A 14501-nucleotide genomic window follows, 5' to 3' on the forward strand; every position below is an offset into this window, starting at 1 on the left:
ACGGATATATCCGCCATGTTTCCGAAAACGCCCGAAATGTCACAAAACGTAGCATCCGATATCGAAGACATCTTTACATACAAACATCTCGAAATTTTGCGGTGACTGCCGACGTCAACGAATGGTGACTTCTGCCGCCAGACCACCGCCGGCGCGATTGTAGAGCCGGAGTGATCCGCCGATCTTGGCCGTCAGCTGCTGGGCGATCGCAAGACCGAGACCGGTGCCGCCGGTCTCCCGGTTGCGGGATTGCTCCAGCCGGAAGAAAGGCTGCATGGCGGCTTCCAGCATATCGTCCGGAATTCCTGGCCCGCGGTCCATGACTGATATGACGATATCGTTCTCGGCGCTGCGCTCGACGCTGATCTCGGCAGCACCGGCAAACTTCAGCGCATTGTCGATGAAGTTCGACAGGATACGGCGAAGAGCATGCGGCTTGGTGAAGGCAGCACCCTGAACCAGGCCGATGACGGTGACGGCCTTTCCAGTATCCTGGTAGTCGTAGGCTATGCTGTCGATGAACGAGGCAAGATCGATGCGGGCACTCTTCTCGCCATTGCCATGCGCGCTGCGCGCATAGGCTATGCCATCCTGAACGAGGCGCTGGATCTCGCCCAGATCGTGCACCAGCTTGTCTTTCTCCTGCGAATCCTCCGCCATGTCGGCGCGCAGCCGCATGCGGGTGATCGGCGTCTGCAGGTCATGCGAGATGGCCGCCAGTATCTGGACGCGCTCTTCGAGGTAATGGGCGATCCTCTCCCGCATCGCGTTGAACGCTCTTGCCGCATGCGCGACCTCGCTCGGCCCCGCCTCACTCATAGCCGGACCGTCCTTGTTCGGGTCAAGAGCATCGGCGGCGGCGGCAAGCTCGCCGAGCGGACGGATCGCCTGGCGAACCGCGAACCAGGTGCAGAGGATGAGCAGCACCATCTGGACGACGAAGACATAGGGCAGCCATGCGGCAATCGGCATGACGCCCTTCGGCGTGACGTCGATCGTCAAGGGGCTTCCGTCGCTCAGCGTCAGATGCGCCTGCAGCCGGTTCACATCGCCAGGAATTCGTTCGATCCGGATCGGAAAGCGGTGCCCGATGGCCTCCTCAATCTTTCCTGAGATTTCCGCCCCTTTGCTTGACGTGTCAGGCACGCCGGGAAGGCCGGGCCCGAGCACGAAACGATAGTTGCCGCGGCTCAGCCGTTCGAGAAGATCGCCGCGTTCGCCGGGCGGAAGCCGATCGAGAACGGCAATCGACGTTGCAACGTCGCTTTCCAGCGTGCCGAGCATCACGGCCTTGGCCGATATGTACCGCTCCATATAGAGCACACTGAACGACAGCCCGTAGGCCAAGGCCAATCCGATCAGCAGGATGAGAAAGATCCGCGACCGCAACGTGCTCGGCCAGGTCAGCCCCGAACGCAAGCGGATTGCCGCCTTCATTGGCGCAGCTCCAAGATTTCGACCGGAACCGAAAACACATAGCCTTCGCTGCGCACCGTCTTGATATAGGTCGGTTCGCGCGCATCGTCGCCCAGCCTCTGACGCAGCCGGCTGACCAGGAGATCGATAGAGCGATCGAAGAGATCGGCGTCGCGGCCCTGCGTCAGGCTCAAAAGCTGGTCGCGATTGAGCACCCGCTGCGGATGGTCGATGAACACGCGAAGCAGACGGTATTCGGCGCCGCTGAGCGCAATCGCGGTCCCTTCCTTGTCGAGAAGGTGCCGGGCCACCGTATCGAGCCGCCAGTCGCCGAAGGTCAGCAATTGGCCGGCCTCGCTGATCTGCAGGTTGGGCGGCAACATCCGAGTGCGCCGCAGCACCGCCTTGATGCGGGCGAGCAGTTCCCGCGCGGCAAAGGGCTTGGGAAGATAGTCGTCAGCGCCCATCTCCAGCCCGAGGATCCTGTCCATCTCGTCGGTGCGGGCCGTCAGCATCAGAATCGGGATTGCCTTGTGCCGGCCGGCGCGCAGTTCGCGGCACAGCACCAGCCCGTCATCGCCGGGCATCATCACATCGAGCACGATCAGGTCGACGGCATTGGCTTCGAGAAAACTGCGCATCTGGCGCCCGTCTGCGGCAACGCTCGTGCGCAGGCCGTTCTTCTGCAGATAGCCCGATACCAGCTCGCGGATTTCGCGATCGTCATCGACGATCAGGATGTGATCGACATGATCCATATTTCCCTATTCCTTACCGATAGAAGCGGCCCCCGCCCTCGGCCTGGATGTCGAGGCGGTTGACGCGAGCTACGCATATTCCGCCGGTCGGAGCAACGAGGCTCTGCGACCGGCGGTGCCGATCTTAGAAGCGATCGACATCTATGACAGCTTGCGCGAAGGCCTGCGGCGCTTCCTGAGGCAGGTTGTGGCCAATGCCGCCGCCGATCGTGCGATGCTCGTATTTGCCGGAGAATTTTCCGGCATAAGCGGAAGGCTGCGGATGCGGCGCACCGTTTGCATCGCCCTCCATGGTGATGGTCGGCACCGAAATGACAGGCGTTGCGGCGAGCGTCGTCTCGTAGGCATCGTACTTGGCCTCGCCTTCGACAAGCCCCAGGCGCCAGCGATAATTGTGAATGACGATCGCGACGTGATCGGGATTGTCGAAGGCAGCAGCCGATCTGTCGAATGTCGTATCGTCGAAATTCCACTTCGGCGATGCCGTCTGCCAGATAAGCTTTGCGAAATCATGCGTGTTGCTCTCGTATCCCTGACGACCGCGTTCGGTGGCGAAATAGAACTGGTACCACCAGGCGAGTTCGGCTTTCGGCGGAAGCGGCTTCTTGTTGGCCTCCTGGCTGCCGATCAGGTAGCCGCTCACCGATACCATCGCCTTGCAGCGCTCGGGCCAGAGCGCCGCCATGATGTTGGCGGTCCGCCCGCCCCAGTCGTAGCCGGCAATGACAGCCTTCTCGATATCGAGCGCATCAAGCAGCGCGATCATATCGGCGGCGAGCGCTGACGGCTGGCCATTGCGCGGCGTCTGGTCGTCCAGGAAGCGTGTCGTCCCGTAACCGCGCAGATAAGGCACGATCACCCTGTAGCCTGCCGAGGCAAGCAGCGGCGCGACATCGACGAAACTATAGATGTCATAGGGCCAGCCATGCAGCAGCAATACAACAGGGGCATCCGCCTTTCCCGCCTCGGCATAACCGATGTCGAGCACGCCTGCCTTGACCTGCTTCAGCGCTTCGAAGGACGTGTTGGTTCCGGGCTTTATAGCTGGCACCGATGCGGCAGTCGCAGACGACTGGGCCGCGGCCGTGCCGGCCACGCCGAACTCGACGGCCGCAAGGGCGACTGCCGTCATGCCGAAGAAACGGCGGCGGTGATGGTTGATTTGCTCTGACATCGGTCTCTCCTGTCGAATGGATCACGGTCGCGAAAAGGCCCTCTACTTGTATCCCCGATATGTCGTAAGCAACCGTTTTTTGAATACGGATGTAGCTTCCGGCCGCCTGGATACATTCCGATACAATCGCGCTGCCTCAGCAAGTGGTCGCATTGGCCGCAGCCGTTTCCTCGCCACTGCGGCAGTTTGTATCGCTTTGTATCGCCGCCGCCCTACCCCGACACTTCGGTACATTTTCCCGCAAAGCCGGACACATCGGGGATACTTCACGCCGGCCATATCCCCGCCGTTGCTGGTTCAGGCCCCATCGCCGCCCAGAGCCCGATCAATCGGTTTCAAAGGAAACGATGATGACACTTCTGATCATTGCCTATCTCGGAGGCGCGCTGACGATCCTCAGCCCGTGTATCCTCCCCATCCTCCCCTTCGTCTTCGCCCGCGCCGGACAGCCCTTCGTCAGAAGCACGCTGCCGATGCTGGCGGGCATGGCCGCCACCTTCGCGCTGGTCGCCACACTTGCCGCAATCGGTGGCAGCTGGGTCATTCGCGCCAATGAATATGGCCGGCTTGCCGCCATCGTCCTGCTTGCCCTGTTTGGCGCAAGCCTGCTTTCACCGCGCATTGCAAGCACGTTTGCCCGGCCGATTGTCGACCTTGGCAACAATCTTATCAACGCCACCGGCGGCGGGCGCGGCACCACGACAGTGAAGAGCGCGCTTCTTCTCGGCGTTGCCACCGGACTGCTCTGGGCGCCCTGCGCCGGTCCGATTCTCGGCCTTGTGCTGACCGGAGCTGCATTGCAGGGCGCCAATCTGCAAACGACCTTCCTGCTGATCGCTTATGCCGCTGGTGCAGCAAGTTCGCTTGCCGTCGCCCTGCTTGTCGGTGGCAAGCTCTTCGCCGCCATGAAGCGCTCCCTCGGCCTTGGCGACCGGATTCGCCAGGTGCTCGGCGCTGCCGTGTTGGCAGGTGTCGCCGTCATCGCGCTTGGACTGGATACCAGCCTGCTGGCGCGGATTTCCTATGCCAGCACCGCGTCCCTGGAACAGGCCGTGCTTGACAGGCTGCATGCGAAGCCCTTGGGCGGCGCATCCTCCGAGCTGGCGAGCAACGACGTGATGATTGCGGCCGCCGATGCAAAACAGCCTTTCCGCAGCGATCTGCCCGTCGAAGGCTACGCGCCGTCGCTTGATGGTGCGGTCGAATGGCTGAACTCAACGCCCCTCACCACCGAGCAACTGCGCGGCAAGGTCGTGCTCGTCGATTTCTGGACCTATTCCTGCATCAACTGCATTCGCACCATCCCCTATGTCAGAGCCTGGGCCGAAAAATATGCAGACCAGGGCCTCGTGGTGATCGGCGTCCACGCCCCGGAATTTGCCTTCGAGAAGAAGATCGACAACGTCAAGAAGGCGATCGGCGACTTCCAGATCGGCTATCCCGTTGCGATCGACAATGATTACAGCATCTGGCGCGCTTTCGAAAACAGCTACTGGCCTGCCGCCTATCTGATCGATGCCAAGGGCCAGATACGCTACCACCATTTCGGCGAAGGCAATTACAACAGAACCGAAAAGGCCATCCAGGACCTGCTGCGCGAAGCCGGCAGCCAAACGACGGCAAGTGTGCCGGTCGTGCCGGATGCCAAGGGCGTGGAAGCCGGTCCTGATCTCGGCAATATCCGCTCCGGCGAAACTTATCTCGGCTACGAACAGGCGGCGAACTTCGCCTCTCCGGAAGGGCTGCAGGCCGACACAGCGCACAACTATTCAATCGCCGAACCCGGCCTCAATGGCTGGGGCCTGTCCGGAACCTGGACCATCGGCCGGGATCAGGCGACACTTGATCAGCCGGGCGGCGGCATCACTTATCGCTTCAGCGCCCGCGACTTGCATCTCGTTCTCGGGCCTGGCGCCGGCGGCAAACCGATCCGCTTCCAGGTGAAGATCGACGGCAAGGCGCCAGGACCCGACCACGGCTCAGACATCGATGCAAACGGCAACGGTACGGTGACCGCGACCAGGCTTTACCAGCTCGTCCGCCAGTCTGGCACGGTCGCCGCCCGCAACTTCGAGATCAGTTTCCTCGACCCCGGTGTGCAGGCCTACGCCTTCACCTTCGGCTGAACCTGAGACGCATCACTATCCCGATCATCAACACGACCCAAAGGAGTAATACCAATGAACAGACGTCTTGTTTTCACGGCAGCTCTCGCTTTCGCCACCACGACCATCGCATTCGCGGCAGAGGCTGCCGAGGTCAAGAACATCGTGATCGTCCACGGCGCCCTGGCCGACGGCTCGGGATGGCGCAAGGCAACTGACATTCTTGAGAAGCGCGGCTTCAACGTCACCGTCGTCCAGCAGCCCATCACCTCGCTCGACGACGATGTGGCGGCGACCAAGCGCGTTCTCGACCTGCAGGAAGGACCGACCCTGCTCGTCGGCCACAGCTATGGCGGCATGGTCATTACCGAAGCCGGCAATGACCCCAATGTCGCGGGCCTCGTCTATGTCGCGGCATTCCAGCCCGACAAGGGAGAAAGTCTGCTCAGCCTCGCCAGCTCGAAGCCTGCCGGCAGCATGGATATAAGGGAAACGAAGGACGGCAAATATCTCTATCTCGATCCGGGCGCCTTCGCCGCGGATTTCGCAGCCGACCTTCCGCAAGCCGAAGCCGATTTCATGGCAAAGTCACAGGTCTTCGCCTCGAAGCAAGCATTCTCCGCCAAGATCGCCCAGCCGGCATGGCGGACCAAGAAAAGCTGGTCGATCGTCGCTACCGAGGATCGCTCCATCAACCCCGAGCTCGAGCGTGACATGGCAAAACGCGCCGGCAGCGACGTGACTGAGATCAAGGCCAGCCACGCCGTCTTCGCATCCCAGCCGGAAAAGGTTGCCGATGCGATCGAAAAGGCGGCAAGGAAAGCCGGCGAGTAGCGCGTGCAGCCAGGAATGTCCTAAGCAGTCGCGAGGTGAAGCCTCTGGTCGGAAGGCCCCGACCAGAGGCGTGACGAAGTCGCCCATGCCGGCCGAGAATGTAGATCTCGTCGTCACCCGCTTCCTGGCAGCCGAAGTCGGGCACCGTTTATCAGTTTTGGGACTATTCCATCAAAAAATGGAAGATAAGTCACAAATTCTCATTTCAAATTACGCAGTTTCTCTATAAAATTGAGACGATATGCCATGTTGCGCGCGACCGGCTCGCGCAGAAGCTGTATCTCGGCGTACATGCCGAATCGTAGGCCGAGGGACAAATTAGATGGGAATGGCAGTCCCTTGTTAATTTTTCATCAGAACACTATTCCAGTGTAAACGATAAGGGAGACATGCGATATGGATAGTCGCAGGGGCCGGCGCATCGCAGTCTTATCCGAGGCCCTTTCACAACATCGCATTCTGCACATCAAGAATGCTGCCGAGATCCTGGGCGTCTCAGAGATGACGGTTCGGCGTGATGTCGGCGCCAATGCAGGCCAATTCGCGTTTCTCGGCGGCCATATCGTTCCGGCTGTCGAAGCGGAAAACGATCCCTATGAAATTTCCAAGGCAGCCGACAGCCATGCCGCTGCAAAACGGCAAGTTTGCACACAAGCCATTGATTACATTCACCATGATGATACGGTGTTTTTCGATTGCGGCACCACGTTACCCTATCTGGTCGATCTTCTCCCAGACCAGATTCACATAACGGCGATCTGCTACGCCATGAATGTCGCCGATCGTCTGACGCGAAAACCCAACGTTCGCCTTGTTATGCTCGGTGGTCTTTACCACCCAGCATCGGCGAGCTTTTCTGGTGCCTCGGGGCTGGAGATGCTCGATCAGCTTGTGATCAACGTGGCATTTCTTTCTGCAGCCGGTGTCGATGCCAGGCGTGGCGCGACCTGCGCGCATTTTCACGAAGCGGAGATCAAGAAAAAGGCGATGTCCCGGGCACGAAAGAATATTCTTCTCGCCGACAGCAGCAAAATCGGCAAGCTAAAGCCAGCCTTTTTCAGCGACATGAAGTCATTCGATGTGGTCATCACCGAAAACGGTATGAACGATTTCGACTGAGAAATTCGCATTTTTTCTGCGTCTGTCGAAATCTAAACTTGACGCGGCGGCACGGTGATGCAAACCTCACAAACAATGAAAAAAAAATCACATTTGAGCCAGTTGTGAAGCGCCGCCGCGTGCATCTGCACTTGATGGCAACAGGACTTCACGCTCTGACCGGGAGGATTCTATTTGGAAACCGTTGCTGTTCACAATGCGGCAAACACGGCGCGTCATGGAGCCCCTTCGCGATCGCCGGATGGCACCCATAACCGGCCGCGCAATACCGGTATGGAACTCGATCTGTCGTGGGTGCTTGACACCCGGGTCAACCTGTCTGCCACCGAGCGCCGCATAGTCTCGCTTCCAGGACGCCGGACCGTCAAAAAGGACGCACAGGCGGCGTGGCTCCTCAAGGCGATTACCTGCATCGATCTAACGACGTTGAACGGCGACGATACTCCCGAGCGCGTCAAGCGGTTATGCGCCAAGGCGATGAATCCGGTACGCGCCGACATTCTGGATTCGCTTGGCATGAGCGGCCGTTCGATTACCACCGGCGCCATCTGCGTCTACCATCGTTTTGTTGCAACGGCCGTCGAGGCACTCGGGGATTCCGGCATTCCGGTCGCCGCGGTTTCGACCGGTTTCCCCGCCGGCCTCAGCCCGCACCACCTCAAGGTCAAGGAAATCGAGGCGTCGGTTGCCGATGGCGCGAAGGAAATCGACATCGTCATCACCCGTGAGCATGTGCTGACGGGCAACTGGACAGCACTCTACGACGAAATGAAAGAATATCGCGCCGCCTGCGGTGATGCGCATGTCAAGGCCATTCTGGCGACCGGCGACCTGAAGACGCTCCGCAATGTCGCCAGGGCCTCGCTGGTCTGCATGATGGCAGGAGCCGATTTCATCAAGACCTCGACCGGCAAGGAAGGCGTCAATGCGACGCTGGCCGTGACATTGACCATGCTGCGGGCGATCCGCGCCTATCAGGAGCGCACCGGTATCAAGATTGGCTACAAGCCGGCCGGTGGCATTTCCGCGGCGAAGGATGTGTTGAACTACCAGTTCCTGATGAAGGACGAACTGGGGCGCGAGTGGCTGGAGTCTGATCTCTTCCGCATCGGTGCATCAAGCTTGCTTGCGGATATCGAGCGGCAGCTGGAGCATCACGTCACCGGTGCCTATTCGGCCCTCAACAGACACCCGATTGGATGATCCAGATGACTGTTGCAAAGTATTTCGACGAAATGTCCTACGGCCCTGCCCCTGAGTCCGATATCGAAGCTCGCGACTGGCTGGCGCGCCACGCTTCCGGCTTCGGTCACTTCATCAATGGCGCGTTCGTGCCCTCCGCGTCGGGCAAGAACTTCGACACATTCGAGCCAGCCACCGGCAAGGTCCTGGCGAAGCTCGCGAACGGCGGCGCGGCGGATGTGGACAACGCGGTTGCTGCGGCCCGCAAGGCACAGGCGTCATGGGCGCGACTGCCGGGCCACGCGCGGGCGCGCCATCTCTATGCGCTTGCCCGGATGATCCAGCGCCATGCGCGTCTGATTGCCGTGGTCGAGGCCATAGACAACGGCAAGCCGATCCGCGAAACCCGCGATCTCGATGTGCCCCTGGCAGCCCGTCATTTCTATCATCACGCCGGATGGGCGCAGATCCAGGATACGGAATTTGCCGATCATGTGCCGGTGGGCGTCGTCGGCCAGATCATCCCGTGGAATTTCCCATTCCTGATGCTGGCCTGGAAAGTGGCGCCGGCTTTGGCGCTCGGCAACGCCGTCATCCTGAAGCCTGCCGAATTCACGTCGCTGACGGCGCTTCTCTTTGCCGAACTAGCATCCGCGGCGGGCCTTCCGCCGGGCGTGCTCAATATCGTGACGGGAGAAGGCGAAACAGGCGCGCTGCTCGTCGGGCATGAGGATATCGACAAAATTGCCTTTACCGGATCGACCGAAGTCGGGCGCGTTATTCGCGAGCGTACCGCAGGTAGCGGTAAATCGTTGACGCTGGAACTCGGCGGCAAGTCACCTTTCGTCGTTTTTGACGACGCCGATATTGACGGCGCCGTGGAAGGCGTCGTCGACGCGATCTGGTTCAACCAGGGACAGGTCTGCTGCGCCGGTTCGCGGCTTCTGGTCCAGGAAGGCATTGCCGATCTTTTCCACGAGCGGCTGAAGCGCCGCATGCAGACATTGCGGGTCGGTCAGCCTTTGGACAAGTGCATCGATATGGGTGCGATCATCGCGCCCGTGCAATTGACGCGTATCGAAGCGCTGGTGAAAAAGGGAGTTTCAGAAGGCGCGACACTGCATCAGGCTAAGATCGACCTGCCGAAGGGCGGAAGCTTTTACCCGCCGACGCTTCTCAGCGGCGTGCAGCCGACATCGATCGTCGCAACCGAGGAAATCTTCGGGCCGGTTGCGGTCTCCATGACTTTCCGCACACCGGAAGAGGCTATCCAGCTTGCCAATCACACCCGCTACGGCCTCGCCGCCAGCGTCTGGAGCGAGACGATCGGCTTGGCGCTGAACGTTGCGGCAAAGCTCGCAGCGGGCGTGGTCTGGGTGAATGCCACCAATCTTTTCGATGCCGCCGTCGGTTTTGGCGGCAAGCGCGAATCCGGATTCGGCCGCGAAGGCGGACGGGAAGGTTGCTACGAATATCTGAAGCCGAAGGCTTGGGTCGGTCGTAAGGCGCGCGCAGCAATGCCCGCACTTTCGCAAGTGAAGCCGGTTGCCGGCGATTTTGCCCTGCCAAGCATGGACCGGACGGCAAAACTCTTCATCGGCGGCAAGCAGGCGCGACCGGACGGCAATTATTCCCGTGTCATCGCCTCACCCAAGGGCAAGGCGATCGGGGAGGTCGGCGAAGGCAACCGCAAGGACATCCGCAATGCGGTGGTTGCCGCACAGGCCGCCTCCGCCTGGTCGAATGCGACCACTCATAACCGCGCCCAGATTCTCTATTACATCGCCGAAAACCTCAGTGGCCGCGCCGACGAGTTCGCCTCGCGGATAACAGCGATGACCGGCGCTTCCGCAGCCAATGCAAACGCCGAGGTCGACGCCGCGATTTCCCGTCTCTTCACCTACGCAGCCTGGGCGGATAAATATGAAGGCGGCATTCACCAGCCGCCGCTTCGCGGCGTTGCCCTGGCCATGCCGGAAGCCATCGGCGTCGTTGGCGTCATTTGCCCGCCGGAAGCGCCGCTGCTCGGCTTTATCAGTCTGGTTGCGCCGTTGATTGCCACCGGCAATCGTGTCGTCGTGGTGCCGAGTGAGCCCTTCCCGCTTTCGGCCACGGATTTCTATTCCGTTCTGGAAACGTCGGATGTGCCCGCCGGTGCCGTCAATATCGTCACCGGGTCGGCGATCGAACTGGCAAAGATCCTTGCCGCGCACAATGACGTTGATGCGTTGTGGGCCTTCGGCTCAGCGGAACTTTCGACGACGGTGGAGAAGCTGTCTTCGGGCAATCTCAAGCGAACCTTCGTGGACAATGGCAAGGCGACGGACTGGATGGACAGAGCCGCTGGCGAAGGCGCGCTATACCTTCGCCGGGCTGTGGATGTGAAGAATATCTGGATCCCCTACGGAGAATAAGGGCTCCAACTCTGGTCATCCGGGCGGGAGGAGAACCGCGCCGGCAGGCGAGAACAACGGAATTTGAGGGAATCGCAGAGCTGTAACGGAGCTGCGGTTATCGGGCTCTGTTTTGCGGCACGAGGTGCTGCGAAATGGTGCAACTAAGGGAGGATTTCCATGCTTAAGAATATCGATCCGGCTCTGAATGCGGATGTGCTGCACGCGCTCCGGTCCATGGGGCATGGCGACACGGTCGTCGTTTCCGACACCAATTTTCCTTCGGATTCCATTGCCCGGCAAACGGTGCTCGGCAAGCTGTTGCGCATAGACAATGTGTCCTCTGCCCGCGCCATCAAAGCCATTCTTTCGGTAATGCCGCTGGATACGCCGCTGCAGCCGTCTGCCGGGCGAATGGAAATCATGGGCGCGCCGGACGAGATCCCTCCAGTGCAGCAGGAAGTCCAGGCCGTTATCGACGGCGCCGAGGGCAAGCCGGCGCCGATGTACGGCATCGAGCGGTTCGCCTTCTATGAGGAAGCCAAAAAGGCCTATTGCGTCATCGCCACGGGCGAAAACCGCTTCTATGGCTGCTTCCTGTTCACCAAAGGCGTGATTCCGCCGGAAGCCGTTTGAAGGGAAACGATAATGAAGGTGGGTGTTTCGATCCTCGGGATTTTCGTCGCCGACACGGCCTATCTGGCCAAGCGCATGCCAAACGTTGGCGAGACCATCACCGGGACCGGTTTTGCAGTAGGCCCGGGCGGCAAGGGATCCAACCAGGCTGTCGCTGCTGCCCGCGCCGGTGGAACAGTCTCCTTCATCTCGAAGATCGGCCGCGACACGTTCGGCGATATGGCGCTGAAGACCTATGCGGAAGCAGGCGTGACGCCGAAGGTCGTGCAGATGGATGATATGCCGACCGGCGCTGCCTTCATCTACGTCAATGACGGCAACGGCGACAATGCGATCATCGTCTATCCAGGTGCCGCAGGCACCATCGGCGTTGGTGATGTTGAGGCGGCACGCGAAACCATCGAGCAATCGGCTGTCTTCGTGACCCAGCTCGAACAACCGGCCGAAGCGGCGCAGCGCGCCCTCGAAATCGCCCATGCGGCCGGCGTTACCACAGTTTTCAATCCAGCGCCGGCCGAGCCGTTTCCGGACACGATCTATCCGCTCTGCGACTATATCGTGCCAAACGAAACCGAGGCAGCGGCCATCGTCGGTTTTCCGCTCGACACGCTCGACGATGCCAGACGGGCTGGCGACGCCCTACTTGCCAAGGGCGTGAAAGCCGCGCTGATCACACTGGGTGGTCGCGGTGTGTTGTATCATACGGCAGGGCAATCGGTTCATGTTCCGGCGATCTCGTCGGGAGCAGTCATCGATACCACCGGCGCCGGCGACGCATTTGTCGGTGGCTTCTCGGCAGCGCTCTCGCGGGGCGCTAGTCCCGTCGAGGCCGTGCGTTTCGGCTGCGCGACCGCCGGTATTGCGGTGACGCGGCGGGGTACCGCACCTGCAATGCCGAAGATCGAGGAAATCGAGGCGCTTCTCCAGAAAGGAGACGCGGCATGACCCGCAACGATCCGATCAAACACTTCTTCATCTGGCCGGCGTTGCTGATCGTGCTGGTGATCTCGATCTTCCCGCTGATCTATTCGCTGACCACCAGCTTCATGAGCCTGCGGCTCGTGCCGCCGATCCCCGCGCATTTCGTCGGCTTCGGCAACTATACGGAACTGCTTCAGAATCCGCGCTTCTGGAATGTCGCCTGGACGACGACGATCATCGCTTTTGTCGCAGTCGCGCTGCAGTATGTCATCGGTTTTTCCGTGGCGCTCGCGCTCAACCGTCGGGTGCCCGGAGAAGGTTTGTTCCGGGTCAGCTTCCTGGTGCCAATGCTGGTGGCGCCCGTTGCCGTTGCACTCATTGCCCGCCAGATCCTCAATCCCACGATGGGGCCGCTCAATGAGTTGATGACCGCCTTCGGCTTTCCCAATCTGCCGTTTCTGACGCACACCAGATGGGCTATCGGCGCCATCATTTCCGTCGAAGTGTGGCAGTGGACACCCTTCGTCATCCTCATGCTTCTTGCCGGGTTGCAAACCCTGCCGGAGGACGTCTACGAGGCGGCCGCGCTTGAAAATGCCAGCCCCTGGCAGCAGTTCTGGGGGATCACTTTCCCGATGATGCTGCCGATTTCGGTGGCTGTGGTCTTCATCCGCCTCATCGAGAGCTACAAGATCATCGACACGGTGTTCGTCATGACAGGCGGGGGGCCTGGCATTTCGACCGAAACGCTCACCTTGTTCGCGTACCAGGAGGGCTTCAAGAAGTTCAACCTCGGCTACACCTCCGCCCTGTCCTTCCTGTTCCTGATCGTCATCACCGTGATCGGGCTCGTCTATCTCGCCATCCTGAAGCCCTATCTGGAGAAGCACAAATGAGCGTGCGTGACCTCAAAGGATCCGGCCGCTGGTGGGCGCTCGCAGGCTGCCTGCTCTGGCTGGCCTTCACCTTCTTTCCGCTTTACTGGGTCGCGATCACCTCGTTCAAGTCGCCGCTTGGGGTCGTCGGCGGGCCGACCTATATTCCATTTGTCGACTTCGACCCGACGCTGACAGCCTGGAGCGAGCTTCTGTCGGGCGCGCGCGGCCAGTTCTACAACACCTTCATCGCTTCCACGATCGTCGGGCTTTCCGCATCGGTGCTGGCCACCTTCATCGGATCGATGGCAGCCTACGCGCTGGTGCGCTTCACCTTCGAGGTCAAGCTGCTGTCCGGCGTGATTTTCGTCGTTGTTGCTTTCGGCGGATATCTGCTCGGCCGTCATGTGCTGGGCTACGGGCAGGCCATTTCGCTGATCTTTGCCTTTGTTGCAGCGCTTGCGCTCGCCGTTGGCTCCAGCCGAATGAAGCTTCCAGGGCCGCTCCTCGGCAATGATGATATCGTCTTCTGGTTTGTGAGCCAGCGCATGTTTCCGCCGATCGTCGCCGCCTTCGCCTTGTTCCTGATGTATACGGAAATGGGCAAATTGGGGTTCAAGCTGGTAGACACCTATACAGGCCTCACCTTCGCCTATGTCGCCTTCTCGCTGCCGATCGTGATCTGGCTGATGCGCGATTTCTTTGCGGCACTGCCGGTTGAAGTCGAAGAGGCGGCGATGGTCGACAATGTGCCGTCGTGGAGAATTTTCTTCGGTATCGTCCTGCCCATGTCCAAGCCGGGCCTGATCGCGACATTCATGATCACGCTCGCCTTCGTCTGGAACGAGTTCCTGTTCGCACTCTTCCTGACCAGTTCCAAATGGCAGACCCTTCCCATTCTCGTCGCAGGGCAAAACAGCCAGCGCGGCGACGAGTGGTGGTCGATATCGGCAGCCGCCCTGGTCGCGATCATACCCATGGTCGTCATGGCGGGCATTTTGAGCAGGCTGATGCGGTCCGGCCTGCTTTTAGGAGCAATAAAGTGACCGTTCGACAAGCCTAGTCATTGTTCAATTCCGGGGAGGAAA

General features: G+C 60.3%; 12 protein-coding genes. 9 read left to right on the forward strand and 3 right to left on the reverse strand.

Features of this window, described 5'->3' with window-relative positions; all coding sequences use genetic code 11:
- Nucleotides 1-114: 114 nt before the first annotated feature.
- The 3 genes from ELH03_RS11275 to ELH03_RS11285 form a co-directional block, all read right to left on the reverse strand.
- Nucleotides 115-1437: an ATP-binding protein gene (locus ELH03_RS11275; protein ID WP_130806677.1), complete on the reverse strand. Its 1323-nt coding sequence runs from the start codon at nt 1435-1437 to the stop codon at nt 115-117.
- Entirely contained in the window at nt 1434-2174 is a 741-nt protein-coding gene (locus ELH03_RS11280) for a response regulator (RefSeq protein WP_018242315.1), read from the reverse strand. The genes ELH03_RS11275 and ELH03_RS11280 overlap by 4 nt, the downstream gene beginning before the upstream one ends.
- 124 nt (nt 2175-2298) lie before the next feature.
- On the reverse strand, nt 2299-3348 hold the full coding sequence (locus tag ELH03_RS11285; RefSeq protein WP_128403539.1) for an alpha/beta fold hydrolase: 1050 nt from the start codon (nt 3346-3348) through the stop codon (nt 2299-2301).
- A gap of 350 nt (nt 3349-3698) precedes the next feature.
- On the opposite strand from ELH03_RS11285, the gene ELH03_RS11290 reads away from it, so the two are divergent.
- The 9 genes from ELH03_RS11290 (at nt 3699) to ELH03_RS11330 (ending at nt 14459) form a co-directional block, all read left to right on the forward strand.
- Nucleotides 3699-5474: a cytochrome c biogenesis protein DipZ gene (locus tag ELH03_RS11290; protein WP_130658946.1), complete on the forward strand. Its 1776-nt coding sequence runs from the start codon at nt 3699-3701 to the stop codon at nt 5472-5474.
- Nucleotides 5475-5528: 54 nt separating this feature from the next.
- Nucleotides 5529-6287 (forward strand): alpha/beta fold hydrolase, encoded by a 759-nt coding sequence (locus ELH03_RS11295; RefSeq protein WP_130658947.1) that lies wholly within the window; start codon nt 5529-5531, stop codon nt 6285-6287.
- A 396-nt stretch (nt 6288-6683) separates the two neighbouring features.
- Nucleotides 6684-7406: a DeoR family transcriptional regulator gene (locus tag ELH03_RS11300; protein ID WP_128403542.1), complete on the forward strand. Its 723-nt coding sequence runs from the start codon at nt 6684-6686 to the stop codon at nt 7404-7406.
- A 174-nt stretch (nt 7407-7580) separates the two neighbouring features.
- Nucleotides 7581-8609, forward strand: a complete 1029-nt coding sequence (gene deoC / locus ELH03_RS11305; protein ID WP_130658948.1) for a deoxyribose-phosphate aldolase — start codon at nt 7581-7583, stop codon at nt 8607-8609.
- A 5-nt stretch (nt 8610-8614) separates the two neighbouring features.
- A complete protein-coding gene (locus ELH03_RS11310) occupies nt 8615-11002 on the forward strand; it encodes an aldehyde dehydrogenase family protein (protein WP_130658949.1) in 2388 nt (795 codons plus the stop codon).
- 159 nt (nt 11003-11161) lie between these two features.
- Nucleotides 11162-11617 carry an RbsD/FucU family protein gene (locus tag ELH03_RS11315; RefSeq protein WP_130658950.1) on the forward strand — a complete coding sequence of 152 codons (456 nt, stop codon included), beginning with the start codon at nt 11162-11164 and terminating at the stop codon, nt 11615-11617.
- Between the two features lie 12 nt (nt 11618-11629).
- Entirely contained in the window at nt 11630-12562 is a 933-nt protein-coding gene (gene rbsK, locus ELH03_RS11320; RefSeq protein ID WP_128403545.1) for a ribokinase, read from the forward strand.
- A complete protein-coding gene (locus ELH03_RS11325) occupies nt 12559-13434 on the forward strand; it encodes a carbohydrate ABC transporter permease (protein WP_130766311.1) in 876 nt (291 codons plus the stop codon). Before rbsK ends, ELH03_RS11325 begins: the two co-directional genes overlap by 4 nt.
- Nucleotides 13431-14459: a carbohydrate ABC transporter permease gene (locus ELH03_RS11330; protein ID WP_072638228.1), complete on the forward strand. Its 1029-nt coding sequence runs from the start codon at nt 13431-13433 to the stop codon at nt 14457-14459. Before ELH03_RS11325 ends, ELH03_RS11330 begins: the two co-directional genes overlap by 4 nt.
- The last annotated feature ends 42 nt before the right edge of the window (nt 14460-14501 follow it).

The organism is Rhizobium beringeri, from assembly GCF_004306515.1.
In the GTDB taxonomy this organism is placed as follows: Bacteria; Pseudomonadota; Alphaproteobacteria; order Rhizobiales; family Rhizobiaceae; genus Rhizobium; species Rhizobium beringeri.